At 69.6% G+C, this 25,942-nt stretch carries 20 protein-coding genes; 8 read left to right on the top strand and 12 right to left on the bottom strand.

What is annotated here, in order from left to right; translation table 11 throughout:
* The 7 genes from INT51_RS14550 to INT51_RS14520 all read right to left on the bottom strand — a co-directional run bounded on the left by INT51_RS14550 (nt 1) and on the right by INT51_RS14520 (nt 10,374).
* Nucleotides 1–1,494 carry an ABC transporter substrate-binding protein gene (locus tag INT51_RS14550; RefSeq protein WP_193106049.1) on the bottom strand — a complete coding sequence of 498 codons (1,494 nt, stop codon included), beginning with the start codon at nt 1,492–1,494 and terminating at the stop codon, nt 1–3.
* Nucleotides 1,495–1,604: 110 nt separating this feature from the next.
* Nucleotides 1,605–3,959 carry a family 43 glycosylhydrolase gene (locus INT51_RS14545; RefSeq protein WP_193106048.1) on the bottom strand — a complete coding sequence of 785 codons (2,355 nt, stop codon included), beginning with the start codon at nt 3,957–3,959 and terminating at the stop codon, nt 1,605–1,607.
* A 41-nt stretch (nt 3,960–4,000) separates the two neighbouring features.
* The gene (locus tag INT51_RS14540; RefSeq protein WP_193106047.1) at nt 4,001–5,629 is read right to left on the bottom strand and encodes an alpha-L-arabinofuranosidase C-terminal domain-containing protein; all 1,629 of its coding nucleotides are present in this window, start codon (nt 5,627–5,629) and stop codon (nt 4,001–4,003) included.
* Nucleotides 5,630–5,669: 40 nt separating this feature from the next.
* Nucleotides 5,670–7,172, bottom strand: coding sequence for a sulfatase-like hydrolase/transferase (locus tag INT51_RS14535; RefSeq protein ID WP_193106046.1), 1,503 nt, complete (start codon nt 7,170–7,172; stop codon nt 5,670–5,672).
* Nucleotides 7,169–8,290 (bottom strand): ROK family transcriptional regulator, encoded by a 1,122-nt coding sequence (locus tag INT51_RS14530; RefSeq protein ID WP_193106045.1) that lies wholly within the window; start codon nt 8,288–8,290, stop codon nt 7,169–7,171. The genes INT51_RS14535 and INT51_RS14530 overlap by 4 nt, the downstream gene beginning before the upstream one ends.
* Before the next feature lie 182 nt (nt 8,291–8,472).
* Nucleotides 8,473–9,546: a hypothetical protein gene (locus INT51_RS14525; RefSeq protein ID WP_193106044.1), complete on the bottom strand. Its 1,074-nt coding sequence runs from the start codon at nt 9,544–9,546 to the stop codon at nt 8,473–8,475.
* A 123-nt stretch (nt 9,547–9,669) separates the two neighbouring features.
* Nucleotides 9,670–10,374 (bottom strand): transcriptional regulator, encoded by a 705-nt coding sequence (locus tag INT51_RS14520; protein WP_193106043.1) that lies wholly within the window; start codon nt 10,372–10,374, stop codon nt 9,670–9,672.
* A gap of 85 nt (nt 10,375–10,459) precedes the next feature.
* On the opposite strand from INT51_RS14520, the gene INT51_RS14515 reads away from it, so the two are divergent.
* The 4 genes from INT51_RS14515 to INT51_RS14500 all read left to right on the top strand — a co-directional run bounded on the left by INT51_RS14515 (nt 10,460) and on the right by INT51_RS14500 (nt 15,592).
* Nucleotides 10,460–11,821 carry an MFS transporter gene (locus tag INT51_RS14515; RefSeq protein WP_226832483.1) on the top strand — a complete coding sequence of 454 codons (1,362 nt, stop codon included), beginning with the start codon at nt 10,460–10,462 and terminating at the stop codon, nt 11,819–11,821.
* Between the two features lie 2 nt (nt 11,822–11,823).
* Nucleotides 11,824–13,455 (top strand): amidohydrolase family protein, encoded by a 1,632-nt coding sequence (locus INT51_RS14510; protein WP_193106042.1) that lies wholly within the window; start codon nt 11,824–11,826, stop codon nt 13,453–13,455.
* Nucleotides 13,452–13,829, top strand: coding sequence for a RidA family protein (locus INT51_RS14505; RefSeq protein WP_193106041.1), 378 nt, complete (start codon nt 13,452–13,454; stop codon nt 13,827–13,829). Before INT51_RS14510 ends, INT51_RS14505 begins: the two co-directional genes overlap by 4 nt.
* Nucleotides 13,830–14,419: 590 nt before the next feature.
* On the top strand, nt 14,420–15,592 hold the full coding sequence (locus INT51_RS14500) for a N(5)-(carboxyethyl)ornithine synthase (RefSeq protein WP_193106040.1): 1,173 nt from the start codon (nt 14,420–14,422) through the stop codon (nt 15,590–15,592).
* 118 nt (nt 15,593–15,710) lie between these two features.
* On the opposite strand, the gene INT51_RS14495 is transcribed toward INT51_RS14500, so the two are convergent.
* Together INT51_RS14495 and INT51_RS14490 are read right to left on the bottom strand one after the other, a co-directional pair.
* Nucleotides 15,711–15,956: a hypothetical protein gene (locus INT51_RS14495; RefSeq protein ID WP_193106039.1), complete on the bottom strand. Its 246-nt coding sequence runs from the start codon at nt 15,954–15,956 to the stop codon at nt 15,711–15,713.
* 76 nt (nt 15,957–16,032) lie between these two features.
* Entirely contained in the window at nt 16,033–16,602 is a 570-nt protein-coding gene (locus INT51_RS14490; RefSeq protein ID WP_193106038.1) for a YdeI family protein, read from the bottom strand.
* Between the two features lie 234 nt (nt 16,603–16,836).
* On the opposite strand from INT51_RS14490, the gene INT51_RS14485 reads away from it, so the two are divergent.
* On the top strand, nt 16,837–17,442 hold the full coding sequence (locus INT51_RS14485) for a DUF4282 domain-containing protein (RefSeq protein ID WP_193106037.1): 606 nt from the start codon (nt 16,837–16,839) through the stop codon (nt 17,440–17,442).
* A gap of 36 nt (nt 17,443–17,478) precedes the next feature.
* Here INT51_RS14485 and INT51_RS14480 read toward each other — a convergent pair whose 3' ends face one another.
* A complete protein-coding gene (locus INT51_RS14480; RefSeq protein ID WP_193106036.1) occupies nt 17,479–18,492 on the bottom strand; it encodes a phosphotransferase family protein in 1,014 nt (337 codons plus the stop codon).
* Between the two features lie 143 nt (nt 18,493–18,635).
* On the opposite strand from INT51_RS14480, the gene INT51_RS14475 reads away from it, so the two are divergent.
* The 3 genes from INT51_RS14475 to INT51_RS14465 all read left to right on the top strand — a co-directional run bounded on the left by INT51_RS14475 (nt 18,636) and on the right by INT51_RS14465 (nt 24,112).
* Nucleotides 18,636–20,984 carry an AAA family ATPase gene (locus tag INT51_RS14475; protein WP_193106035.1) on the top strand — a complete coding sequence of 783 codons (2,349 nt, stop codon included), beginning with the start codon at nt 18,636–18,638 and terminating at the stop codon, nt 20,982–20,984.
* A gap of 121 nt (nt 20,985–21,105) precedes the next feature.
* Nucleotides 21,106–22,152, top strand: a complete 1,047-nt coding sequence (locus INT51_RS14470; protein ID WP_193106034.1) for a homocysteine S-methyltransferase family protein — start codon at nt 21,106–21,108, stop codon at nt 22,150–22,152.
* A gap of 529 nt (nt 22,153–22,681) precedes the next feature.
* Nucleotides 22,682–24,112: an MFS transporter gene (locus tag INT51_RS14465; RefSeq protein ID WP_193106033.1), complete on the top strand. Its 1,431-nt coding sequence runs from the start codon at nt 22,682–22,684 to the stop codon at nt 24,110–24,112.
* 90 nt (nt 24,113–24,202) lie between these two features.
* On the opposite strand, the gene INT51_RS14460 is transcribed toward INT51_RS14465, so the two are convergent.
* Nucleotides 24,203–25,342, bottom strand: coding sequence for an aromatic acid exporter family protein (locus INT51_RS14460; RefSeq protein ID WP_193106032.1), 1,140 nt, complete (start codon nt 25,340–25,342; stop codon nt 24,203–24,205).
* An 11-nt stretch (nt 25,343–25,353) separates the two neighbouring features.
* Complete coding sequence (locus tag INT51_RS14455) at nt 25,354–25,893, bottom strand: MarR family winged helix-turn-helix transcriptional regulator (RefSeq protein WP_193106031.1); 540 nt, start codon at nt 25,891–25,893, stop codon at nt 25,354–25,356.
* Between the last annotated feature and the right edge of the window lie 49 nt (nt 25,894–25,942).

Genomic DNA, 25,942 nt, shown 5'->3' with positions numbered 1-25,942 from the left:
TCACCTGCTCCCGTAGTCGTCGGCCGTGTAGTCGGACTCGCGATCCCAGTTCGCGAAGACCCAGTCCTCGACGCCGACGTCCTCGCCCTCGCCCTCGGCGACGATGGCCTCGACGGCACGCTCGCGCTCGACGTTCATCGCGTCGTAGTACGCGGTGAGATCGGCCTGGAGAGAGTCCGAGGCGCCCGAGAGGTAGGCCTGGGCGATCTCGCCGACGTTCGGGTGGATATCGGTCATCTCCGCGACGACCTTCCACGTCGCGGGGTTCCCCGATTCCGGGACGGGAGCGATGCGCACGTCCTCGGTGAAGTGCTCGACCATCCGCGCATAGGCGGGATGGACGTCGGCGTCCTCCACGGAGTCCAGCAGAGCGGGCGGCTGATCCATCGCGCCGGCGAGCTTCGCCTGGAACTCCTCGCCGCTCATGAGGGCGAGCAGCTCGGCGGCCTCCTGCGCATAGGCCGAATCGGCGTTGACCCAGAACTGGCCCGCCCCGGGCCCGCGCGTGAGCTTGTGCCGCGTGGAGTCCTGCCGTGGGATGCTCCATGCCGCGATGCCCCGCTCGACGGATTCCGGCTCGTCCACGGTGAGGCCTCCGATGATCCAAGAACCCCACATGTAGATCCCGACCTCGCCCGCGGCCCAGCGCGCCCGGGCGTCGCGGGGCCCCATCGACGGCGAGGAGGGGTGCATGATCCCGTCGTCCTGGAAGGACTTGAGGTACTCGATCGCATCGAGGAACGGCGGGGTCGCGAACTGGTACTCACCGGTGGTCCAGTCGATCGCTCCCGGGGCCCCGGCGGTCTGCGCGATCCAGGTCACGAAGCCGTTGAGGAACTGCGCGTCCTTCTGGGGGAGCACGATCCCGCTGGCGTCGGTGGCGTCGTCGATCTGCTTCACCGCGGACCGGAAGTCCTCCCAGGTCGCGGGCGAGACCTCCGGATCGATGCCCGCCTGTTCGGCCAGCTGCGTGTTGATCCAGGGGGTCGCGTCGTGAAGGCGTCCGGAGAACATCGGCACCGAGTAGAGCTCCCCGCCGAAGCGGTGCACCCCCTCGTAGATCGACTCGCCGATCGGCTGGGAGTCGACATCGACCAGGTCCCCGATCGGCTGGAACCAGCCCTGGCTGATGAGCGCGGCGGGCGTCGTCCCGAGGCCGGCGCTGGAGTGCACATCGGGCATCTGGCCGCTGCGCCGGGCGACCTGCAGCGCCTCCCCGAGATCCGCCGCGTCCAGCTGGCGGCGCTCGATCGCGAGGTCGGAGTGCTCCTGCATGAACGGAGCGAACATCTCGTTCTCGAACAGCTCCGTGAGCGGCCGGAACTGGTCCCACCACTGCAGGGTGCCGTCGCGGGTCTGTGCGCTCTCCTCGGTGCTCTGACCGCCGCCCGTGCAGGCGGCGAGGAGTCCTGCCACCGACAGGGGTCCTGCGGTCCCGAGGAGTCTCCGGCGGGAGATTCCGGCACCGGCCCCGTCGTGCGTGTTCTGAGTCATCGTTCCAGTCCTCTTCATTGAGTAGTTGCCATACGTACGTCGGAAAGCAGTCCGGGCGGAAGCACATCGTCGTCACTCCTGCCCACGTCATCGGATGCGGGAGCGCCGCGTCAGCGATACACGCGGAAGCCGTCGAACGTGGCGGTCAGCGGCTCATCGTTCGCCTCGGCGTGGTCCATCGCGAACAGTCCGATCCGGGGCTGCTCCCCGGCCGGGAGCGTCCGCGTTCCGTGCCACTGCCAGTGCTCGCCGTCGAGGCTGAGCGCCGCGCGGTAGAGGTGCTCCCCGTTGTCCGCCACGGTGTGGCGCAGTCGCAGGTGCATGGTGTCCCGGCTCGGTCCGAGGGCTGCATGCCCGTAGACGGCCTCTCTCCCGTCCGGCGGAGGCACCTGGCGGGCGAAGGCCGTGAAGCGCCGAGATTCCCGGGTCGTGTACGCCAGTGCGGCCCAGTCGTCGTCGTTCCCGTACGCGATCAGCCCGGCCTGCGGCCAGCCGTACGGGATGGAGCTGCCGAAGGGGATCGTCACGGTCGTCTCGGCGGTCCATTCGCCCTCCGGCATATCGCGCAGGAGGAGCGAGGGGGCCTCTCCCTCGTCGGGCCGGCGCCGGTCGATGAGCGTCGCCGAGGTGATGTCGACGCTGAGGTCGCCCCCGTCCACCGTCCCTGCGGGGTCACCGGTCCAGTCCCACTCCGGTCCGATGCCGTCCGCGAAGTCCGTCGACAGGTCCGGGGCGAAGTCCCCGACCTCAGGGGTCGGCGCCATCTCGGCGTCGACGACGCGGTACGGGGCGACGGTGACGTCGTCGAAGTCCGCGCCCGTCCCCTCCGCCGCCAGCGCGACCGGCCCTGTCGCCGCGGCGGGGTGGATCGTGGCCTCGATCTCGGCGACGGGGTCGTACTGCCCCGACTCGGTCACGGAGGCATGGATCCGGCCGTCCGTCACCTCGATCTCGATCTCGTGCCAGGTGTCGTAGCCGAAGGCTGCCGGGAGCGGGGCGGTGGCGTGCACCCGGTGACTGCCCTTGCCTCCCTCGACGACGAGCCGGCCCTCTGCTCGGTCGATCCAGGCGCTGACGCCGTTGCGCCCGGCCGCCCCGGCGACGAGCCCTGCTCTTCCGCCGTCCCCGGGGTCGAGGCGGACCGTCCCGCGCAGCCGGATGTCTCCCGCGATCTCCGCGTGCGAGACGAGGCGCTGCGTGCCCGAGGTGTGGACGTACCCGCCCGCGGCCTCCGTGCGCGTCTCCCACCCCTCGGGCACGTCCCAGGCGGAGAGATCCGCTTCGAACGCGTCGGCGAGGACGGCGGCGGTGCGCGGCCCCGGCTCGGGTCCATCAGGGATCCCCTTCCCGGCGTTGCCGACCGGCCAGCCGTCGATCCAGTCCAGCCGGGTGAGCACCAGATGACGGGCACTCTGGCGTCCCTCCACGTACGGCTTCGCGCGGTCGATGGCGTGGCTGACGATCCAGTCCTGCCCGGACAGGTCGGTCGCGACAGCGTTGTGCCCCGTGCTGACCCAGCTGTTGCCGTTCGGGGAGAGCACGGGGGTGCCGCCGCCGGTGGGCCCGTCGACCGCATGGCCCTCACGGTCGACGAACGGGCCCATCGGGTCCTCCGATCGCCCCACCATGACCGGGTATCCCGATGCGGCGCCGGCGCAGCAGCCGCCGATCACGGACATCATGAGGTAGTAGTACCCGTCCCGGTGGACGACGTAGGCCGCTTCGTAGCGGTGCGCATCGGTCAGCTGGACGGGGTCGCCGTCGGCCGTCAGCCCGTCGTCCGCGAGCCGGACGACGCGCACGCCGCCCTGCACCGACCCGTAGTAGAGGTACCTGGTGCCGTCGGGGGCGGTGAGCAGATCAGGGTCGATGTTGTTCCTGACCTGGGTCTCGCCGGGTCGGACCTCCCAGGTCTCATTGCCGACGACGACCTCGCCCGTATCGGTCCACGGGCCCGCGGGGTGGTCGGCCGTGGCCGCGCCGATCACGCGCCACGGATCATCGGGGTCGTTGACGACGTAGGAGTAGTAGAGGACGTACTGCCCGTCGACGTAGGCGATCTCGGGTGCCCAGAACTGGCGGTTCGCCTCGGCGGGCTTGCCGTCGTAGGTCGGCATCGTCTCCGGGGTGAAGACCGGTCCCACCCATTCCCAGTCGATGAGGTCCGTGGACCGGGTGATCATCATGAGCTGGCGCTCGTCCCCGGGGAACCGCGGACCGTTGGTGGCGTAGGCGTACCAGTATCCGTCGCGCCCGCGGAGGATCGTGGGGTCCGCGAAGTTCTCGGTCACGCCGGTCATGACGGGGTTCGTGTATGTGGGCGCTTCGGGCTCGACGTCGTCATCGGCCATGGCTGCCCTCCTCGTGGTGGTGACCCCGGCGGTGACGGCCAGCGCCATCACCGGGGCGGTGATCAGCAGCCGGCGCCTCGTGCTTCGGGGGCCGTGGAGCGGGTGTGCGGACATGCGGGCGACCTCCTCGTCGCGTCGATGGTCCTTCGGGTCGGTCAGAGGGCGAACGTCAGCAGCGTGACGCTGTGGGCGGGAAAGGTGTACGCGCCGTCGCGCAGCGTCACCTCGCCGCGCTCGCGCAGCGTGCAGGCGTCCGGGTCGCTCAGCGAATTGGCCTGGAAGAGGTCCATGTCGTCGGCGCCGAGGTCGTGGCACGTCGCGACGTCGGGGAGACCTCCCGCCTCCCGCACGATGTGTGCCGTGAGGTGGTCCGTCGCGGAGCGGTTGATCGCTGCGACCGTCAGCGTGCGCCCGTCGCGGGATGTGGAGGCACTGATGTCGAGCAGGCTGATCGCCGCCGGGCGGGTGCTGCGCGGATACCCGCGCTCGTCCTGACGTGCCGCTCCTGCGCGCAGACGTCGCCATGTCGCGGGAGCGGTGACGTCCGCGCGCACCGCGATCGGCTGGAACAGGTTCTGGTAGAGACGCCAGATGTGGAACAGGGGCGTGCGGATCACGCCCTCCGGGCGCACCTGCATGATGCCGTTGGCGTTGAGGAGGTTGACGGCGTTGGCCATCGTCACCGGCACCTCGTGGCCGGCGGCTCGGTGGATCGCATGGAAGACCCCGGAGTACATGAGCGCGTCCGCGAGGGTGCGGGGGCTGTGCCGGTTGACCCTCTTGCGGTGCTCGATCCTCCCGGTCCCATGGGGTTCGAATCCGCCGTCCGCCGCGGGGACGGGTTCGCTGAGCTCGGCGGATTCCAGGTGGCGGTTGTTCCACTCGTCCATCGCGATCGTCGGTGCGCTGTCGAGGTGCGCTCTGCCCGCGACGAAGGCGATCTCGTCGGCGTACTCCGCGATCGTCTGCTCGAAGTAGACGGCCTGCGCGACGATGTCGTCGAACTCCGACTCGCTCGGGTCCGTGAGGTGATGATCGAGGCCGTACAGGTGCAGCGAGACGGCGTCGACCCGGTCGCCGAGCCCCGAGATGAGCTTCTCCGTGTACTCCTCGCGCTCCCAGCCGCAGGCGATGAATTTCAGCCTGCTGTCCACCAGACGCATGAAGTGGAGGTGCTCACGGGCGTCCTCGACGTAGCGCTCGACGCTGCGGTGACCCATCTGCCACGGGCCGTAGATCTCGTTGCCGACGCCCCACCACAGCACGTCGTACGGATCCGGGTGCCCGTCGGCGGCGCGGAGCGCCGACATCTCGGTGCGGCCCGCGTAGTTGGTGTACTCCACCCAGCGCACGGCGTCGTCGACGCTGCGCGCCCCGTGGTGCAGGTAGGCCGCCGTCGGCGCTGCGTCGGTCCCGACGGCCTCGATCCAGGCGAGGAACTCCGGCGTCCCGAAGCGGTTCGACTCCTCCGACCCCCAGGCGAGCTCCAGGCGCCGCGGGCGCTCGTCGCGGGGGCCCGCCCCGTCCCGCCACCAGTACGCCGAGGTGAAGTTCCCGCCCGGCCACCGCACGACGGGCAGGCCGAGCTCGCGGCATGCCTCGATGACATCCAGACGGCACCCGTCCAGGGCGCCCTGTCCCGTCACGGACAGCGCCGACCCCTCGTCGAAGACTCCGCCTTCGATGTTGCCGAAGAACGCGGACTCGAGGAAGTGACCGTAGACGTTCCGGTCGACCTCCGCGCGCTCGCTGGTCGAGATCGTGATGGTTGCCTGTGCCGTCATGCGACGTCCTCCTTGCAGTGGTGCGCGGGGCCCGCGCGGATCAGCTCGTGGGGTAGCTCGCCTCGTCGAGCCCGCTCATCATCGGGTCGTAGGACACCTCGCCGATGTCGTACATCGAGGTCATCCAGTGGAAGAAGTTGTCCCCTCGTGCGACCAGGAGCTCGTAGAGGCGCCGGGACATCCGCCGGCGGACCTCGAGAAGGTCCGGGTCCTCGTACCTGTTTCGCACCTCGTCCGGGTCCGAGGCGAGGTCGTAGAGCTCGTTGACCGACTCCGGGTTCACGACGAGCTTGTACCGATCGTTGCGGAGCATGCGCTGCGGGTACGGGAAGTGATGCCCGTGGTACTCGCACACGATGTCGTCCTGCCACGGCACCTCATCGCGTGTGGTGAGAGGCAGCAGGCTGCGCGAATCGACCGCTCGGGCGGGATCGGCCCCTGCCAGGTCCAGGATCGTCGCGGTGCAGTCCAGCAGGCTCACGAACTCCTCCCGCACGATGCCGGGCTCCTGCCCGGGGACCCGGAGGATCCCCGCGGTGCGGTAGATGTCCTCATACATGGCCGGGCCCTTGTCGTGCAGCCGGTGCGATCCGGTGAACTCGCCGTGGTCGGCGGTGACGAAGACTGCCGTGTCCTCGACCAGGCCCAGGCGTTCCATCGCGTCCATGACGCGTCCCATCTCGCGGTCGATCATCGCGACGTAGCCCCAGTAGATCGCGATGAGCTTGCGCGAAGTCTCCAGCGGCATGGTGTCGAACGCCCAGTGCGCCGAATAGTTCGCCTGCACGGGGGGTTTGCCCTCGAAGGTCTCCGAGATGGAGGCGGGCAGATCGACGTCCGCCACATCGAACATGTCGAAGTACTCGTCGGGGAGGATGTACGGCAGGTGCGGGCCGAAGAAGTTCAGCTGCAGGTAGAAGGGGGTGTCGTCGTTCTCCCGCTCAGCGGCGAAGCGTTCGAGCAGCTCGATCGCCCGCGTCGCGAGGTAGTGCTCGAACGTCGCCTCCAGCGGCTGGTGCAGGCGGGCCGCGAGGAGGTTGCCCGGTCCGCCGTTGGGCAGGGTGCCGCGGATCCGTTCACTGATCTCGTAGGGCGGCAGATCGTTCTCGGCGAGGTAGTCGAGATAGTCCTGTGCCTCGACGGGGTTGTGCCATGCCTGTCCGGGAAGTTCCGGGCCGTCGAATCCGAAGCTGCGTGCCGTGCGCTCGTAGCCCGCATGCCACTTGCCGACCAGGGCGGTGCTGTACCCCGCCTCCTGCAATGCCTCCGGGAAGGTGAACATCCCTTCCTCGAGATCCTCGATGTACCCGACGTTGCGCTCGTGGTTGGCGAGCACCCTGTGCCGGAACGGCGCCATGCCCGTGAGCAGGCTCGCGCGGGCCGGTGTGCAGATCGCCGTCGGCGTGTACCAGCGGTCGAACCGGGTGCCGGTGCGGGCGATCTCGTCGATCACCGGCGTCTTCGCGCACGCGTTGCCGTAGGCGCCGAGCGTGTCGACCCGGTGCTGGTCCGTCATGAGGAAGAGGATGTTCGGTGTCGTCATCCTGTGGCCTTTCCGATGCTGGGGTACTGCGCGGTCTCGAAGACCGTGCCGTCGTATCCCGCCAGGAGCGGGCTCTCGTGGATCGCCGCGATGAGGGAGCCGAGCGCGCCGGCGAACGGCCCGCAGACGGCTGCGCGGACCTCGGGCCGCGAGCCGGCCGACCCCGCTGTGCTCTCCTCCACCGCGACCTCGATCCGGGCGAGGAGGCCGGGATGCTCCGTGGGCACGCGTCCGCCGATCACGATGAGATCCGGGTTCAGGACCATCGCCGCCGCTCCCAGGACCCGGCCCACGTCCCTCGCGACTTCGTCGAGGTCCGCGGGCGAGGCGCCCTCGAGCGCCCCGATCCGCGAGATCGTCTCGAGGCATCCGCGCTTCCCGCATCGGCAGAGCGCGCCGTCCGGGTCGACGACGACGTGCCCGAACTCGCCGGCGAACCGGTCGGCTCCTTGGTAGAGACGACCGCCGACCACCATGGCTCCTCCGACCCCGTCGCTGAGATGGAGGTAGATCGCGTTCGAGAATCGGCTGCCCCGCTCGCTGGCCTCGGCGAGCCCGGCGAAGCGGACGTTGTTGTCGACGATCACGTCGATGCCGAAGGCGGCCGCCAGCTCTCCGGCGACGACGGGCTCGGCAGTATCACGGCTGCGGCCGGTCACACCGGCTGCCACTCCCTGGATCGCTCCGAAGTGGAGCCGGTGCTCCGCGCCCATGGACCAGGCGAGGTCCACAGCGGTCTCGGCGCGCTCACGCCAGCCGCTGCGCTCGTCGTACTCGGCCTCGCCCTGGGCGACGACCTCATGGCTCGCTCCGGCGATCGCGATGGCAACGCGCCGGTGCCCGAAGTCGAAGCCGAGGAACTGCGCCGAGCCGGGGTCGAGGGCGAGAAGAGCCGCGGGTCGGCCGCTCCCCCGGCGCTGAGAAGCGTCGGTGTCCGCGACGACGACGGCTCCGCGGGCGATGAGGTCGGCCACGATCACCGAGAGCGTGGTCCGCGACAGTCGCGTCGATTCCGCGAGCTGCGCGCGACTGGACGCCCCGCGCACCCTGAGCGCGGCCAGGACCCGCTTCTCGTGGGTTCGCCGCGTCAGCGCGAGAACACCGATGTCATCGTTCATGGGGGCAACGCTAGAGACGAGGAATTTTTCCGACAACCCTCTGGCAGAAAACTTCGGCCGCACGACGACCGGCCCCTCGACCTTCACCTTCGCAGCCTCAGCCGGCGGCGCCTCTGATCCCGGCGATCGCCGCCGGGCGATCCGGCTGCGAGACGGCCGCGTGCGTCTCCCGGCTCCTGGATTCAGGCGGCCGAGACCGATTCCCCGCCCGCGCCGGGTCGGCTGGCTCGCCGATCTCGCGGGACCAGTGCCAGCCCTCCGGCCAGGAGCACCGCGAGCAGCATGACGGCATTGTGGGCGTATTTGGCTCCCGCGCCCACCTCGCCGAGCAGCGGGTAGTACGTGAACGCCAGCAGCCCTCGCTCGAGGAGGAGCCCCAGCCCCACGGCCGCTGCGTGACGCGGGGTCCACGTCCACCGTCTGCTGGCGAGCAGCATCGCGATCCCGAGTACCGATGTGACCGTGGCCGCACCGACCACTCCGGGCCAGGTCGGTGGCATGAAGTCCGGGATCAGCCCGGCCACGAGGCCCGCTGCGATCACCGCCACGATCGGGGGCGCAGTCCGCCCTGCAGCGTCGTCGGCGCGGACCTGCGCCCGGTATCGGCCTGTCACCACGGCGAGCAGCAGCAGGGCGAGGACGACTCCCGTCGCGCCCAGCAGCTGGGGCATGCTCCCGGACCGCGACTCCGGATCACCGGCGATCAACGCCGCCGCCGCGAGGTACGCGAGCCCCGCGAGGATCGTGCCGAGCCGGCCGAGCCACGGTGTGCGCACTCGCGCCGGCGCCCACGCTTCCGCCAGGGCGACCGGAGCTGCGAAGCTGAAGATCATGTGCCCTACGAGGAAGGAGTACGCGTTGTCGCCGCTGATTCCCAGCGCCGCGATGAGGGTCGGCTCGCGGCTCTCCTTCCAGCCCGCGTACCCGCCGTAGTCGGCGCTGAACAGCGACTGGTCGATCAGGCAGGCCTGCACCACACCGAGAGCAGCGCACATCGCCAGCAGGCTCGGCCAGCCCCAACCGAGCCGACGCGCGAGGTCCCGAGCGAGCAGCGCCGGTGCCCCGTAGAGCGCGGCGAAGAAGACCAGTGCGAAGGCGATGGCGCCCGGGTTCCCCGTGGAGTCGGAGTACGCCGAGAGCAGCTCTGCCCCGATCCCGCACAGCGCCAGCAGTCCGAGGATCTGCGCCATGCGGGAGAGACGGCGGCGGGGACCCGAGATGGCCTCGGCGGGAAGGGCGCTCTGCTCGCTCTGCATACCGCCACGCTAGGAGAGGCCCGGTAGCTCCACATCGACCGCTCGGCCGATCGGCATCGAATGCTCGGCCGACCCTGCGCCGATCCCCCTCGGGTGCGCGGCCGACATGTCGACCGCCACGCTTCAGCCCCGACGCACCTCGTCGAGATACCCGTACACCGTCACCCGGGAGACGCCGAGCCGAGTGGAAACCTTGTCGGCCGCCCGTTTGATGCGAAACGCGCCCCGCTCCTCCAGCAGGCGCAGGATCTGGATCCGCTCCGGCTTGGTCAGCGACGGCACCGGTTTGCCGACCGCAGCGATCGCCTCGCCGATCATCTCGTCCAGGACGCTCGAGATGTCCGGCCCCACCAGCTCCTTCGGCCGCTCCCCGACGTCGTCGCGCACCGCCGGCAGCAACGCACCCAGCGCCGTCATCGCGGTCTGGACAGGGGTGAGGTCCACGTTGAGGCAGAACGCGGCGATCACCGCGCCGTCGTGGTCGCGGTAGTAGACCGAGGAGCTGATGAGCTCGCGCCCGTCGCCGGTGCGGCCGCGGTATCCGTGGGCGTCGTGGTCGGTGCTCTGGTCGCGCAGCACCTCGACCCCGAGGTTCGTGGACGGCCCGCCGACGGTGCGACCGCTGAGGTGCCCGTTGACGATCGCGGCCACCGAATGATCCAGGTCGCCGCCGCTGAGGTCGTGCAGCACCACTTCGCAGTGCGGGCCGACCACCGCCGCGATCGCCTCCATCAGCGGAGTGAGCGCGCGGTAGGCGTCCTCGAAGCTCGCGAATCGCGCACGGGTCTCGGGCATCAAGGGGTCGAGGTCGCTCTGGGCAGCGTGCATGCGCCCATCATGACACCCGGTGTAGACGTAGCGTCTGTCAACCCTGTATAAATTCGGTCAACCATTGCTCGTCAAGGAGGACAGCTTGCAGCCGACGTCCCAGCCCGCGGCCCCACTCGAGGCCGCGGCTCCCCCCGCGAAGCTCACCAGCACGCAGAAGCGCACCATCGCCGGCGGCTCCATCGGCACGCTCATGGAGTACTTCGACTACTACCTCTACGGCCTCGCCTCCGCCGCGGTCTTCCCCGCCGTGTTCTTCTCGCAGGATTCCGTGTTCATCGCGCAGCTGTCGAGCTTCGCGACCTTCGCCGTCGGCTTCCTGCTGCGCCCCGTCGGCGGCCTCGTCTTCGGGTACATCGGGGACCGCTACGGCCGCAAGCTCACCCTCCTGATCACCGTGATCGGGATGGGCCTGACCACCGCGGCGATCGGCCTGATCCCCTCGGACGCCCAGATCGGCCTGGTGGCCCCGGTGCTGCTGGTGATCGCCCGCATGTTCCAGGGCCTGTTCGTCGGCGGCGAGATGGGCGGGGCCGCGACCATGGTCGTCGAGCACGCTCCCGTCGGCCGCCGCGGCCTGTACGGCGCCTTCCTCATCAGCGGCGCCGGCATCGCGAACGTGGCCTCGGCCGGGATGATGGCCGGCCTCGGCGCCGGTCCGGAGTCGTTCTTCATGACCTGGGGCTGGCGCCTGCCGTTCCTGTTCGCCCTCGTGCTCGCCATCGTCGCGGTCTTCCTGCGTCGCCACCTCGAGGAATCCGAGGAGTTCACCCAGCACAGCCGCGATGTCGCCGACAAGAAGGTCGCCGCCACCTCCCCGCTGCGCGAGGTCGTGCGCCACCCGAAGAACGCGATCCTGGGGATCCTCATCGGGCTGCCGCAGTCGATCGCCGGGTACGTGGTGCTCACCTTCGGCCTGGCCTTCATGGTCGCCGGCGGCGTGCCCGCGCAGGTCGGTTTCATCGGCACCATGATCGTCGGCGCCCTGCAGATCGTCATGGCCCCCGCCTACGGCGCCCTCTCGGACCGTGTGGGCCGGAAGCAGGTCTACATCGCCGGCTGCATCGGCTTCGCCCTGCTGGTCTGGCCGGCGTTCGCGCTGTACGGCACGCACGTGCCCGGCCTGATCTGGCTGGGAATGATCATCGGGTTCGTCATCCCCGGCATCGCGATGCAGGGCACCTTGCAGACCATGCTCACCGAGATGTTCGACGTCGAGCAGCGCACCACCGGCGTCAACATCGGCTACCAGCTCTCCAACACCCTCGGCGGCGGCCTCGCCCCGCTGATCGCGACCGCGCTGGTGGGCTGGGCCAGCGGCTCCATCTGGCCGGTCATCGTCTACGTGGTGGTGATCTGCGCTGTCGGAGCGATCGCCACCGCGACCGCGACCATCCGCCCGGACACGGCTGACGCCGGGCGCCTGAACGCTCTGCAAGGATCATGACCATGAATGCCTTTCTGATCCGTGGCGGCCACGTCGTCGAGGGCGACGCCATCACCCGCGCCGAGGTGCTGATCCATGACGATCGCATCGTGGCAGTCGGGGAGATCGATCCGGCCGACGCCGCCGGCGCGGACGTCCTCGAGGCAGACGGGCGCCTGGTGGTTCCAGGATTCGTGGACGTGCACTCCCACGCCGAGGGCGCCGTGTTCGACCCGGAGGTGCAGCTCGCCCTGCTGCGCCAGGGCGTGACCACCGTGATCGGCGGTCAGGACGGGGTCTCCTACGCTCCCGGCGACGGCGCCCACGCCTCGGAGTACTTCGCGGCGATCAACGGCCCCCACCCCCGCTACCGCGGCCCGCGCGTCGCCGATCTGCTCGCCACGTACGACGGGCAGATCCCGCTGCAGGTCGCCTATCTCGTGCCCGCCGGCACCGTGCGCCACGAGGTGATGGGAACCGCCGACCGGCCCGCGACCGAGGCAGAGCGCCAGTGCATGACCGCGCTCGTCGCGCAGGGGGTGGCCGACGGAGCGGTGGGGCTGTCCACCGGACTCGACTACACGCCGGGCCTCTACGCGGACGCCGAGGAGATCGCCGCCCTGTGCCACCCGCTCGCCGCCGATCACCTCCCCTATGTCACGCACATGCGCGGCGGCTACGAGGACAACTCGCAGGTGGGCATCGAGGAGGTCGCCCGCATCGGCCTGACCGCCGGCGTTCCCGTGCACATCTCGCACTTCCACACCCGGGCCGACGAGGCGGCGCGCCTGATGGACTGGCTCGCGCAGCACGGTCTCGACGCCAGCTTCGACGCGTACCCGTACACGCGCGGCTGCTCGATCCTGGGCATGTCCCTGCTGCCGCCGGCCGTGAACGCCCTGCCGCCCGATGAGGCCGTGACCCTGCTGCATGACCCGGTCCAGCGCCAGCAGCTGCGCGAGGACTGGTTCCCCCAGGTGGACCGCAACGCGAGCCTGGGCCCCGAATGGCCCGAGCTGATCACCATCGCGCACACGATCGCGAGGGACTTCGACTGGGCCCACGGGCTCACCCTCGCGCAGGTCGCGCGGCGCCGCGGCACCGACGCCGTCGACGCCGCCCTCGACCTCCTTGCGGCCTCTCGACTGCAGGTGAACGTCGTGATGGCCGTGCGCGACCAGCGCCCCGTGGCGGATCTCGGGCGGCTCATCGCCCTGCCCGGCCACCTCGGCGGCTCCGACGGCATCTTCATCGGCGCGCATCCGCATCCGCGTGCCCGCGGCACCTTCGCCTCCTACCTCGCGACCTACGTGCGTGAGCATGCTTTCCTCGACTGGCCTGCTGCGGTGCAGCACCTCTCCACCGGTCCCGTGTCGCGCTTCCGCCTCGGTGCGCGCGGACGGGTGCTCCCCGGCCACCTCGCCGACCTCGCGCTGATCGACGCCGAGGCCGTGCGCGACACGGCGACCTATGACGACCCGACAGCCCTCGCCGTGGGCATCGACGACGTGTTCGTCGCGGGTCGCCCCGTTCTCGCCGGTGGCCAGCTCACCGGTGACCGTCCCGGCGGCGGCCTCCGTGCCGCGCCGGCGACACCGCAGGGCGATGGCCCTGCGGCAGCAGATATCCACTCACCACATCAGGGAGAACAATGACCAAGGAAGCCCTCCACACCACCGGCGCCCCGCAGCCCGCGGGCCCGTACAGCCAGGCGATCGTCAGCGGCGACCTGCTGTTCACCGCCGGCTTCGGCCCCCAGGACCCAGCCACCGGTGAGGTCCCCGAATCCGTCGGCGACCAGACCCGCCAGGTGCTGCGGAACATCCAGGCGGTGCTCGCCGAGCGCGGCGCCACCCTCGATGACGCGCTGAAGACCACCGTGCACCTCGCCGACCTCGCCGACTTCCAGGAGTTCAACGCCGCCTACCGCGAGTTCTTCTCCGAGCCGTTCCCGGTGCGCACCACCGTCGGCTCGCAGCTGGCGAACATCCTCGTGGAGATCGACCTGGTGGCCCGCATCAGCGCCTGAGCCCCTGCCGGAGGGGCCCGAACGGTCCAGTGCGACCATGCGCACCTCGTCAGGTCCATTGCGGCCGTGCGCACCCGGCAGGTCCGTTGCGGCCGTGCGCACCCCGGCAGGTCCGTTGCGACCGTGCGCACCCCGGCAGGTCCGTTGCGACCTTGCGCACCCCTTCAGTTGACGAAGAGGTGCGCATGGTCGCAAGAGCAGGAGCCAAAGGCCCCGGAAGAGCCAGCACACAGGCTCGCGCCCACTCCGACGTCGCGCCTGGCCGCTGGCACTCCCACGCCGGCGTCGCGCCTGGCCGTGCGCGCCCCAGCAGGCCCGTTGCGACCATGCGCATCTCGTCAGCCGACGAAGAGGTGCGCAAGGTCGCAAGAGCAGACGCGAGAGGCCCCGGCGCGCGGGCTCGGAGGCCCGGGAACCCGAGAGGACCCGCGGCGGCGACAGGCGGGTGACGAGCAGCGGGGCCAGCACACGGCGGGCAGAGGGCCGTGACCGGCCGGCGGGCGGGCGGGCGATGGCCAGCGGCGGGCCAGTTGACTTGATGCTCTATCGTCAGAATTCAGGGAGCACCGTGCGCCCAGGAACGGACGAGCGTGCTTGCACACCAGAACGACCACCACGATGCGACGAAGAATTCTGCTCTCACCCTTGGACTGATCGGGGTCTCCCACAAGGCTGATGAGCTCCGGGTGCCGGTGCACCCCGCGCATCTGGACCGGATTCCTCCCGAGCTGCGCAGCCGCATCCTCATCGAAGAGGGCTATGGCGCTCGCTTCGGGGTGTCGGACGCCGAGCTCTCGACGCTCGTGGGTCGAGTCGCCACCCGCGCCGAGGTGTTCGAGGCGGCCGACGTGCTGGTGCTGTCGAAGCCGCAGCACGAGGACATCGCCGCCATGCGCGATGGTCAGATCCTGTGGGGCTGGCCGCACTGCGTGCAGGACCGCGAGCTCACCCAGCTGGCCATCGACAAGCGCCTCACGCTCATCGCCTTCGAAGCGATGAACCACTGGCACGAGGACGGCTCGTTCAACCTGCACGTGTTCCACTCCAACAATGAACTGGCGGGCTACAGCTCGGTGCTGCACTCCCTGCAGCTGCTCGGCTCGACGGGGAACTACGGCCGCCGCCTCACCGCCACGGTCATCGGGTTCGGCGCCACCGCGCGGGGCGCGATCACCGCGCTGAGCGCCCACGGCATCACCCAGATCCGAGTGCTCACCAACCGCGCCGTCGCCGCAGTCGGCTCGCCGATCCACTCGGTGGACATCGTCCAGTTCGCTCATGAGGACGAGCCCTACCAGAGCCAGGCCATCACCGACGAGGGGCGGGTCCCGCTGGGGCCGTTCCTCGCCGAGAGCGACATCGTGGTCAACTGCACCCTGCAGGACCCCAACGCTCCGCTGCTGTACCTGAACGACGAGGACCTGCAGCAGTTCACGCCGGGAAGCCTGATCGTGGACGTCTCCTGCGACGAGGGCATGGGGTTCTCCTGGGCGCGCCCCACCTCCTTCGTGGAGCCGATGCTCATGCTGGACAACGGCATCAACTACTACGCGGTGGACCACAGCCCCTCGTACCTCTGGAACTCTGCGAGCTGGGAGAACAGCTCCGCACTGCTCCCCTTCCTGGAGACCGTCATGGCTGGCCCTTCGGCCTGGGTCGAGGATCCGACCATCCAGCACGCGATCGAGATCCAGGACGGCATGATCATCAATCCGGCGATCCTCGAGTTCCAGGACCGCGAAGCGGCGTTCCCGCACCCCTGATCGGTCCGGGTCTCGGACGCCTTCGGCAGTTCCCCGCTCCGGCGACAGAACTGTCCCGACCGGTTCCGCCCGCAGAGGTTCAGGGCCGGTCATCGTGTGGTCCAGCGCCACAGGTCGGTTAACGGGGTCGACGAATCGCCGGCGGCCCGACGTCCGGGAGGTCGAGCGTCCAGCGATGACCCAGCTCGGCGGCGAGGTCTTCGCGGCCGACGGTCGCACAGCACTCATCCAGGCTGAGCTGCAGATCGATGGCGACGAGCTCTATGGCTCGTGCGTCGGAGTGCCCCTGGGTGCATCGCGTCGCGAAGTCGTCGCGGATCTGCTGTTTCACGCGCTCGAGGTGGTCCTGATCAGCGGAGTTCATCGAAGGGCATCCCTGGCGACGGGGGCATTCATCGCGACGATTCCAGGCCGCAGACTCTCCGTGCTGACGTTCTCGCTCACTCCTTTTCGAGCCTTGCGATCAGCGCGGCGATTCGGCGTGCCCGCGTCTGGGCGGTCGCGGCGGTGAGGATCGGGTGCAGGGCGGAGTAGCGGGCGGTGCGGGTCAGCTGAGCGAGCCGTGCCTGCGCCGGAGGTGACTGGTCGAGCGCGGCGAGCAGGTCCGCGGGAACCTCCGCGGTGGCAGGACCCGCGTAGGCCCGGTCCCAGCGCCCGTCGGCCCTGGCCCTCTCGATCTCCTGGCGTCCGCGCTCGCGCAGGCGTCCCTCCTCGTCGAGACGGCCCACGATCTGGACGTTGCGCTGGGACCAGATCGACCGCGCACGGCGCGGTGTGTACCACTGCCGGAAGCTCCGTTCGTCGTACGTGCGCCGCTGGCCGTCGACCCATCCGCTGCACAGCGCCTCCTCGAGCGCCTCCTGATAGGTGAGGGCCGTCGAGGAGTCCTTGCCCTTCTTCGCCAGCAGCAGCCAGACTCCGTCGGACGCGTCCTCGTGTGCATCCAACCATGTGCGCCACGCGCTGCGATCGGCGATGACCAGAGGGGGCGGCAGCTCTGCAGCGTTCATGCCGCCCAGCCTTTCAGAAGAGGCGGACAGAATCTGTCCGTGACGCCATCTACCCGTCGACACTCCACGAGGGGTCGGCGACGAATCTGCCCCGGGGCCGAATGCCGAGACCACGTGATTGCCGATACAGTTCCGGGCAGGGGACAGTGCGACGGGGGCCGCCGGAACTTTCGGGGAGCTGCGGCGCGCGCACCTCGCATCAGCCATCGACGCATGAGGAACGTGAACAGCGCTATGTCGCATCCATCCGACGACGACCGCTTCGCCACGCCGTATCCGGAGCAGAACAACGGCCCTGACCAGCAGTCCGACCAGCCGTGGGCACAGTCCGCCCCCGGCTCCCCGTCCAGCGGGTGGTCCTCCGCCTCGGCGGGCGATCCGGGGCAGAGCTACGGTTCCCCGCAGGCCCCACCCGCGTACGGTCCCGCGTCGCCGGCGGCCGGGCCGCAGATCCCGCAGGGCGATTCCTGGGCACCTGCGGCTCAGAAGTCGGGAGAGGTGAACTTCTTCCGCGCGATGTTCGACTTCAAGTTCGACCACTTCATCACGGTGAAGTTCTCCTCGTTCCTCTACATCGTGGCGATCCTCGTCGCGCTCCTCCTGTGGCTCGGGCAGATCGTCTCCGCGGTCGTGTTCGGCTCCCTGCTGGGGAGCATGGGCAGCTTCTACGGGGAGGCGAGCTTCAATGCCGTGCCGCTGGTCCTCGCCATCGTGTTCGGCTGGATCCCCTCGGTCATCTCGTTGATCGCGATGCGGCTGGGCCTGGAATTCAGCGTCGCGACCGTCCGCACCGCGCAGAACACGACGAAGATCGCCGACGCGGCTGCTGCCGGGCGCTGACCCGGGGGCCGACGCCCTCTGGGCGCGGACGACGAGCTACCAGACGAGTCGGTCGAGATGGTTGTGGCCGGCGAGCAGGCGAGCGATGCGGCCCCGTGCCGCGTCGCGGATGTCAGGTCGGGGATGGTGCGCGGAGAGCGCGAGCGCCTCGTGCATGTCGTACACGTCCAACCGCTCGCGCAGATTCTCGCGCTCGAACAGCTCCGGATACTCTCCGCGCAGCCATCCGGGAACCTCGGTGAGGGTGGCGTCGTCGAGCCCCTGCTCGTGGGGAGTGGGTGGGTACTCGCGCGCTTTCGCGCACCAGCGCAGGATGGTATCGAGCTCGACATCCGCCGACTGAGCCGACGCCTCCGCGAAGTCGATCAGACCGGTGACGCGTCCTTGGTCGACCATCACGTTGGATCCATGCAGATCGCCATGGACGAGGACGGGTTCGTCGGCGGCGAACAGCGCCAGCCGCTCCTGGAACCACTCGGCGACGTCCGCGAGCAGGCGCGGGTCATGACCGGGCCGTCGCCGAGCAGCCTCGACCAGCTGAGGCACCGCACTCACGACGGGTGGATGGAACGCAGGCCACGGCTTGCCGGCGAGCGCGTCGGCCAGTGCGTCGGCCAGCCAGGGTGGCAGCAGGCCGGCTGGGACAGGAACGCGGTGAAGCGCGCGCAATGCAGAGCCGAGGCTTTCGATCATTGCGTGGCGCGTGTGCGGGTCCGCCGCCGGCCATGCGTCGTACAGGGTTCGGCCGGGCAGGCGTTCGGAGATGTACCAGGGCCCGTCCGGGCCGTCGCCGTGGGCGAGGTGCCGGGCGTGGGGGACCTCGCTGCCGGCGAGCAGGCGGACGACTGCCGCTTCGTGGCGATAGGCATCGCGGAAACGTTCGTCGGTGTTCAGTCGGACGACGCAGTCGTCGCCGACCCACGCGCGGCTGACCCAGCCGGCCTTGAGATGAAAGCGCCCGGTCGCCGGCAGACCAGCGGCCGCGAGCGTCCTCAGCAGCGCCGGGTCGAGGGCCGGCTCGTCGACGAACGGCGTGGAGTGGTCGCGCACCCGCCAAGGATCGCACGCATCGGTTCACCCGCCTCGCTCGGGAGGTCTCACCGCCGTTGTTGAGAATCTGGGCTGCGGTGCGGCCGATGCCAGCGGCGGTTCCGCTGAGGACGGAAGTCTTCGATCTGCGGGACAATCAGCGCATGCCCCCGCAGCTCACGATCACCGAGGACTTCCGCAGCGCTCTGGACCTGCTGGAATCCGGCAGTCCCCTGTTCCTCACCGGCCGCGCCGGCACCGGTAAGTCCACCCTGATCAGGCACTTCCTGGAGACGACCGCGCGCACCGTCCTCACGGTCGCACCCACCGGGATCGCGGCGCTCAACGTCGAGGGCTACACGATCCACCGCCTGTTCTCGTTCCCGCTCGGGGTGAGCGAGGAGATGGTGCGCGGGTCGGGCTACTTCCCGGGCCGCTTCGCCACGACCCTCGCGAGCCTCGACACCCTGATCATCGATGAGGCCTCGATGGTGCGGGCAGACCTGTTCGATGCGCTGGCCGCGGCGCTGGAGCGCTTCGGGCCACGGCCCGGCGAGAGGTTCGGCGGGGTGCAGCTGGTGCTGGTCGGCGATCTGTACCAGCTGCCGCCCGTGGTGCGTGACGCGGAGGCCGAGTACCTCGAGCACCACTACGGCACCCCCTACTTCTTCTCCGCCCGCGCCTTCGACCGCGAGCACTTCCCGGTGATCGAACTGGGCACGGTGTTCCGTCAGGTCGGGGACGACCGCCTGGTGGACCTGCTGAACGCGGTGCGCGAGGGCACGCTGCTGGAGGATGCGCGCGCCGAGCTCAATGCCCGCACCGATCCAGATTTCGACCCGGACCTCGACGAGTTCTGGCTGACGCTCGCGACCACCAACCGCATCGTCCGTTCCCGCAATCGGCAGCAGCTCGAGCGCCTCCCCGATCCCGCGCAGACCGTCATCGCCCAGGTCAGCGGCGAGACCAAGGGCTTCGAACATCCCACCGAGGAGCAGCTCGACATCGCCGTCGGCGCCCAGGTGATGATGCTCAACAACGACCCCCGGGACCGCTGGGTCAACGGCACCCTGGGCCGGATCACTTCGATCGGCCACGACCAGGACGGCCCCGTCGTCGAGGTGCTGCTGCGCGACGGCGGGCGCGAGCAGGTGCGCCCGCACACCTGGGACGTCACCCAGCCGGTCGTGGACGGCGGCAGCCTCACCCACCAGGTCGTCGGCACCTTCACGCAGCTGCCGATGAAGCTCGCCTGGGCGATCACCATCCACAAGTCGCAGGGCCAGACCCTGGACCGCGTGATCGTGGACCTCACCGGCGGCACCTTCGCCAACGGCCAGCTGTACGTGGCCCTGTCTCGCTGCACCAGCCTCGAGGGCCTGGTACTGCGACGCGACGTGCTCCCGCGCGACCTGAAATCCGATACCCGCATCCGCCGCTTCCTCCACTCCTCCTCGCCGAGCGACGAGTCGCTGGGCGAGGTCTACGTCGCAGCGCTCATGGTCGGCAACGTCGGTGACCGCTACCGCCCGCGCCCGGTCGAGATCGCCGTGGCCACCGACGACGGCGACGAGGCCACCACCATCGTCAACCCCACCAGTGACCTGTTCGCCGCCCGCACCCAGTACGGCATCACGACCCGCGACGTGCAGCTCGCACCCGTGCTCACCGAGGCCTGGGCGGCGCTGTCACCGCTGCTCGCGGGCCGCGTCCCGGTGGGCGTGCGGATCGACGAGCTGCTCGGATTGATCGATTTCGAGCTCAAACGCCACGACATCGTCGAACACATGCCGCTGGGCATCGAGCTGACCACCACCGCCCTGAACTCCGGCGAGCGCACCGGTCTGACCGCACCCACTGCCCTCGAGCGCGCCCGCGCGATCCGCGACATCGCCCGTCGGCGCACTGCCGCGACCGCCGGAGCCGACGGGACGGACGGCACCGGCCGGGGCGGGTCCGTCGGCCCGGGAGGCACCGCCTTCCCACAGCTGGTGCGCGGGCGCGGCTACCTGCTCGCCCGCACCAGCGGGGCCGACGGGGTCAGCGGCCCCGAGGGTTTCGTCGTCGGCGGGAATCTCTCGGCGCAGGATGACGCCGCTCAGAGCCTCGCCGAAGCGCTCGATGCCGCCTGGGCCCGCGTGCTCGACCGCGATCTGGACGTCGTCGGCCGTCTGCGCGCCGTCGAGGCCCACTTCGGGGTGCAGATCCTGCCCGCCGACCTCGAGCTGGACGGGCCGCCCGACCTCGCGGGGATCCTCGTGCCCGGGGCCCGGGTGTGCTTCACCGGCGAGGTCGTCTCCACCCAGCACGGGCTCCTGGACCGCGAACGGATGCAGCACCTGGCCGAGCAGCGCGGCCTCGTACCGGTCCAGAACGTCACCAAGACCAGGACCGACGTACTGGTGGTCGCCGAGCGCGGCACCCAGTCGAACAAATCGAAGAACGCCGCACGCTGGGGCAAGCCCGTGCTGGACGCCGAGGAGTTCCTCGTCTGGGCTCACGCCGAGAGCTGAGCCGGTACGGGGGATCGCGAGGCCCCGTTCATAGGGAGCCATAAACGCGACGAGAGGCCCGCGCCCCCGCTACGCTCTCGGATCGACCCACTCCGCAGTCACCGACGATCGAGAGCAGACCATGACGCAGAACCAGCTGACCGAGCGTCTCGACGCGGGCACCGTCATCGTGGCCGAGGGCTTCCTCTTCGAGCTGGAGAGGCGCGGTTACCTGACGGCCGGCGAGTTCGTGCCCGAGGTCGCGCTCGAGTTCCCCGAGGCGCTGCGGAACCTGCACGTCGACTTCCAGCGCGCCGGCTCCGACGTGGTCGAGGCGTTCACCTACAACGGTCACCGCGAGAAGATGCGGGTGATCGGCAAGGAGGACCTGCTCGAACCCCTGAACCGGGCGGCACTGCAGGTCGCTCGCGAGGTCGCCGACGCGGTCCCGGGGAACCTCATGGCCGGCAACATCTCCAACTCGAACATCTGGGATCCTGCGGATTCCGTGCGCCAGAACGAGGTGCGCGACATGTTCGAGGAGATGGTCGGCTGGGCTGTCGAGGAGGGCGCCGACCTGATCGTCGGGGAGACCTTCTACTACGCCGGGGAGGCGCTGGCCGCCCTCGAGGTCGCGAAGTCCTCGGGCCTGCCGGTGGTGCTCACCCTGGCCCCCATGGCCTTCCAGGAGATGGCCGACGGCGTCGGCATCGTCGAGACCGCCCAGCGCCTGGAGCAGGCCGGGGCGGACGTGGTGGGCCTGAACTGCTTCCGCGGGCCGGAGACGATGATGCCCTGGCTGCGCCAGATCCGCGAGGCCGTCTCCTGTCATGTGGGGGCGCTGCCGATCCCCTACCGGACCACCGAGGAAGAGCCGACGTTCTTCAACCTCTCGGACGACGCCGCGAGCGTCCCCGCCCCGCACGGGCGCACCTTCCCGACTGCTCTGGACCCGCTGTTCACCAACCGCTACGAGATCGGCGCGTTCGCCCAGGAGGCGCTCGAGCTGGGCGTGAACTACCTGGGCGTGTGCTGCGGCGCTGCCCCGATCCACATCCGCGAGGTCGCCGAGGCCGTCGGCCGCACCACAGCGGCGAGCCGCTTCTCCGAACGCATGGAGAACCACTTCATGTATGGCAGCAACGAGCGCCTTCCCGAGCACATCGTCGATCTGGGTTCGCGCGCCTGAGCCCGACGCCCGCCGGGGCCGCCGGGCGCACTGGGAGTCACTCGACGACCGGCTGGAACCCGGTGTCGACCCGATGTCGAGCGCGACACCCGGTCGAGCGCGCCGAAGATCGCCGTGCGCCCGGGCAAGGCCGCCCCGGAGGCCGAGGAGCCCCTCGCCCGGGCGCGCGGCACCCCACGGCATGACGCGCGTCTCCCGCACAGATCGGCTCGTGGCGAATCGACGGCTGAATACTCCCTGATTCCTACCGAAAAGTAGCTTTCTCGGTCATTCGTGGCGACCAGGCACGACGTGCCGGAGCCGGTGCAGAACTCCTCCCGGCTCGGCCTCCCGCGCCGGCACGCGGTTCCTGCAACCAATGGCAACTGGTTTCAGTGCGCAGGTGCTGGACGCAAACTTTGGCAACCCCGGAATCACCGCTGATCCGGATCGGCCGTCGGACATCCCCGGCGGGCCAGCAGAACCTCCGCATCCATATCTTCGAACACTGCTGTTCGACGCCGCCCCGTGCGGCCCCGAGAGGAAAATTATGGGCAACACCCCCCTGGGCGAGGATTACACCGCCCCCGGCTCGGTGACCACCGAGACCGGCACGATCCTCGCGCGCCCGACCAACCTCGACCCCGGCGTCGCCGTCGTCAACAGCGACCGGCGTCGCCCGGGCGCCACCGGTACCGAGGAGACCACGGGCAACGGCAAGGCCATGGCCGCCATGGGCTTCTCCCAGGCCGTCGACAACTCCGAGGGCGGGCTGATCAACACCTTCTTCCCGCTCATCGGAGCCGCCTTCGGCATCGGCGAGGGAATGCTCGGCGTGATGAGCTCGATCAGCAAGTTCGCACGCATGCTGTTCGGGCCGTTCTGGGCGATGATGGCCGACAAGTACGGCCGCAAGAGGATCCTGATCCTGGTCACCGGCATCTGGGGTCTGTGGACCGTCGCCTCGGGCTTCGCCCCGAACTTCACCTGGCTGCTGATCCTCTACTCCATCAGCGTGGTCGGCACCGTCGCCTCCGAACCGATCATCAACGGCCTGCTGCCGGACCTGTTCAAGCAGTCCCAGCGCGGCAAGGCGTACGGCACCATCCGCGCGATCGGCACCGGCACGGGAATCCTCATGGGGCCGGCGATCGGCCTCTTCGCCCGCGGTGACAACCCCGACGGCGACGCCTGGCGCTATGCCATGTGGACGATGGGCGCGATCTCCATCCTGTCCGGCGTGCTCATCGCGGCCTGGGTGAAGGACCCTCGCCAGAACACCGCCCGCGAGGACATGATGTCCGAGGCCGGGAAGTTCAAGATCTCCGACGGCGCACGACTGTTCAAGATCCCCACCATCTCCCTCATGGCCGGCATGATCGTGCTGGTCACCAGCCTCGTGCTGTTCGCCTTCTACCCGAACTTCCTCGTCGTCGAACGCGGCTTGAGCGTCTTCGAGGCCACCATGGCGATGTCGGCCTTCTCCATCGGCGCAGTCTTCTCGAGCTTCCTCGGCGGCCGCCTGGCGGACCTGTTCGTGAAGAAGTTCGGGGAGAAGGGGCGCATCATGCTGATGCAGATCTACCTGGTCTCCTTCGCCGCCACCGTGGCCCTGGTGACCCAGGTGCCCTACGAGGGCTTCCTCGTCTCCATCCCCTTCAACCTGCTGCTGGGCCTGGTGTTCTCGATCGGGTTCTCCGGCTGCGTGCTGCCGATGGTCTCCAACGTGGTGCCGACCCAGCTGAACGCCACCGCCTTCGCGATGCTGTCCTCCCTCATCCAGGGAGGCCTGACCGCGCTGATGGTGCTGGGGCTCGGCTTCGTGGCCGAGGCCTTCAGCAGCCAGTCCATGTTCCTCTGGTTCGTCGTCACCCCGTACCTGCTCAACGCGATCTACTGGACCCTGTTCTACAAGGTCTACCCCCGCGACGTCGAGCGCCAGCGGGAGCGCACCGAACAGGTGGCAGCCGGAGCGTTCTGATCCACGGCATCCCTGCCCCAGGGCTCCTCGCGCACCGTCGCGAGGAGCCCGTGCACATCGGCCCTGATCGAGGATGTCGCCTGGAGCAGTTCAGCCCTCAGGGTTCTCCGTCCCGCCTTCACGCGCCGCCCGCGCCGAAGCGACGTCGTCGACGATGACGGTGAGGTGCTGCATGCTGGAGATCAGGGAGCCGTAGAGCGGCCAGGAGTGCCGCGGGAGCACCGTGTTGTCCGCCAGGTCGACGGCCAGCGCGGACAGACGGTCGGCGACCGGTTCCACCTCGGCGTCGGGATCCGCGATGGACCGCCCCGCATCGCGGGCGATCGCGACCCACTTCTCCCGGAAGTTGGTATCCCAATCACCCTCGGCGTACGCACCCTCGCGCAGCGTGCGGGCCAGATGGCGCAGATGGGAGATCCCCTCCTCCACCCGGGAGAGGATGTTCTCGTAGGAGGCCTCGTCGCTAGGGATCTCGCGGGCCGAGCGAATGCCGCCCGCGCGCACCCGTCGGAATCGGGGACGCGGGTTGGCCCGTTCGCTCTCGCGGGCGAAGTGCACCATCTGCCAAGCGGTCGAGAGTTCACCGCTCATCGACGTGGTCTCCTCGACCCAGGCGTCGGCCCGCTCGGTGCCCCCGGCGGCGGAGAAGCCATCGGCGATGTCGGTGAGAAGTTCGCCCATACGACGGTTGATGCTGTCCACGTAGCGCGCGGCCTGCCGGTCCCGCAGGGGCGGGATGAGCATGAGGTTCACGGCGATCCCCACGACGACGCCGAGGCCGACCTCCAGGATCCGATCGAGCAGGAACGGCTGCTGCGCACCGAAACCGCTGCCCAGCACGAAGATCGCGGTGGTGGCGATCGCGACCCCTTCGTCGCGGATCCAGGAGACACGGGCACCGAGCAGGCCGATCAGCAGGGCAAGGGCGAAGGTCCAGACGCTCACCCCCAACCAGGCTCCGATCGCGAAAGACATCGCGACCCCGATCGTCGAGGCGATCGTGGTCTGCACCCCGCGGGCCAGAGATCGGTACACCGTCGCATGCACCGTCAGCAGTGCGGTCCACGGGGCGAGGAAAGGCAGCTGCGAACTCAGCACGTACACCGACAGCCACCAGGCGACAGTGCCGGCCACGACGCCCTTGAGGATCTGCAGCAGGCTCGTGACCGACTCCGGCTCAGCAACCTTCGCCAGCATGGCCTGCACGCGTTCTCGCACGGGTGAGCGCATGTCTCTTCTCCTCAGTCGATCCCGCGGTCGCGGGGGGTGAGCTTCTCGGGAATGGCCTCGCTCCCGAGATGCTCGGCCATCGAGAGCAGGAAGTCGACCACGGCGCGCCGGGACTCCAGCGGCACCTCGTGGGCGATATCGAGCATGCGCTCGTGCATGCGGGTGAGGCGCTCGCGCACCTGCGCGTGGGCGTGATCCGTCGCCACGACGATGCGGGACCGGCCGTCGTGCGGGTGGGGTGCTCGAGCGAGGTGACCGGAGGCCGTGAGGCGGTCCAGCAGCTTGGAGGTCGAGGCCCCCGAGATGTGCAGATGCTCGGCGAGGGCCAGCGGCGTGACCGGATCCTGGGCCAACTCGTGGGCGATGACGTGCCTCAGCGCCGCGAGGTCGGTCACATTCATGTCCATCTCGGCGCTCATACGGCGCCGCAGCTCCGTATCGGCCACCCGGAAGCTGCGCACCGCCGACAGCATCGCCACCGCAGAATCCGCGCCGTCGTACCAGTACGACGTGCCCGATCCGGCGTCTGCACCTCTTGACTCATGGACCACCCCTGGATGCTACAGTCCATTTAAATAGCCAGGCTAAGTACTTGGGAGG

It is taken from the genome of Brachybacterium sp. FME24 (assembly GCF_014897705.1).
Lineage (GTDB): Bacteria > Actinomycetota > Actinomycetes > Actinomycetales > Dermabacteraceae > Brachybacterium.
The sequence above is the reverse complement of the archived record's forward strand: the minus strand, read 5'-3'. Positions and strand labels throughout refer to the sequence as shown.

Coding starts and splice junctions, on each gene's coding strand:
- INT51_RS14465 (WP_193106033.1), top strand. CDS start 22,682: ATGGGCAACACCCCCCTGGGCGAGGATTACACCGCCCCCGGCTCGGTG.
- INT51_RS14535 (WP_193106046.1), bottom strand. CDS start 7,172: ATGACGACACCGAACATCCTCTTCCTCATGACGGACCAGCACCGGGTC.
- INT51_RS14470 (WP_193106034.1), top strand. CDS start 21,106: ATGACGCAGAACCAGCTGACCGAGCGTCTCGACGCGGGCACCGTCATC.
- INT51_RS14540 (WP_193106047.1), bottom strand. CDS start 5,629: ATGACGGCACAGGCAACCATCACGATCTCGACCAGCGAGCGCGCGGAG.
- INT51_RS14495 (WP_193106039.1), bottom strand. CDS start 15,956: ATGAACTCCGCTGATCAGGACCACCTCGAGCGCGTGAAACAGCAGATC.
- INT51_RS14510 (WP_193106042.1), top strand. CDS start 11,824: ATGAATGCCTTTCTGATCCGTGGCGGCCACGTCGTCGAGGGCGACGCC.
- INT51_RS14525 (WP_193106044.1), bottom strand. CDS start 9,546: ATGCAGAGCGAGCAGAGCGCCCTTCCCGCCGAGGCCATCTCGGGTCCC.
- INT51_RS14545 (WP_193106048.1), bottom strand. CDS start 3,959: ATGTCCGCACACCCGCTCCACGGCCCCCGAAGCACGAGGCGCCGGCTG.
- INT51_RS14490 (WP_193106038.1), bottom strand. CDS start 16,602: ATGAACGCTGCAGAGCTGCCGCCCCCTCTGGTCATCGCCGATCGCAGC.
- INT51_RS14485 (WP_193106037.1), top strand. CDS start 16,837: ATGTCGCATCCATCCGACGACGACCGCTTCGCCACGCCGTATCCGGAG.
- INT51_RS14530 (WP_193106045.1), bottom strand. CDS start 8,290: ATGAACGATGACATCGGTGTTCTCGCGCTGACGCGGCGAACCCACGAG.
- INT51_RS14475 (WP_193106035.1), top strand. CDS start 18,636: ATGCCCCCGCAGCTCACGATCACCGAGGACTTCCGCAGCGCTCTGGAC.
- INT51_RS14520 (WP_193106043.1), bottom strand. CDS start 10,374: ATGCACGCTGCCCAGAGCGACCTCGACCCCTTGATGCCCGAGACCCGT.
- INT51_RS14550 (WP_193106049.1), bottom strand. CDS start 1,494: ATGACTCAGAACACGCACGACGGGGCCGGTGCCGGAATCTCCCGCCGG.
- INT51_RS14505 (WP_193106041.1), top strand. CDS start 13,452: ATGACCAAGGAAGCCCTCCACACCACCGGCGCCCCGCAGCCCGCGGGC.
- INT51_RS14460 (WP_193106032.1), bottom strand. CDS start 25,342: ATGCGCTCACCCGTGCGAGAACGCGTGCAGGCCATGCTGGCGAAGGTT.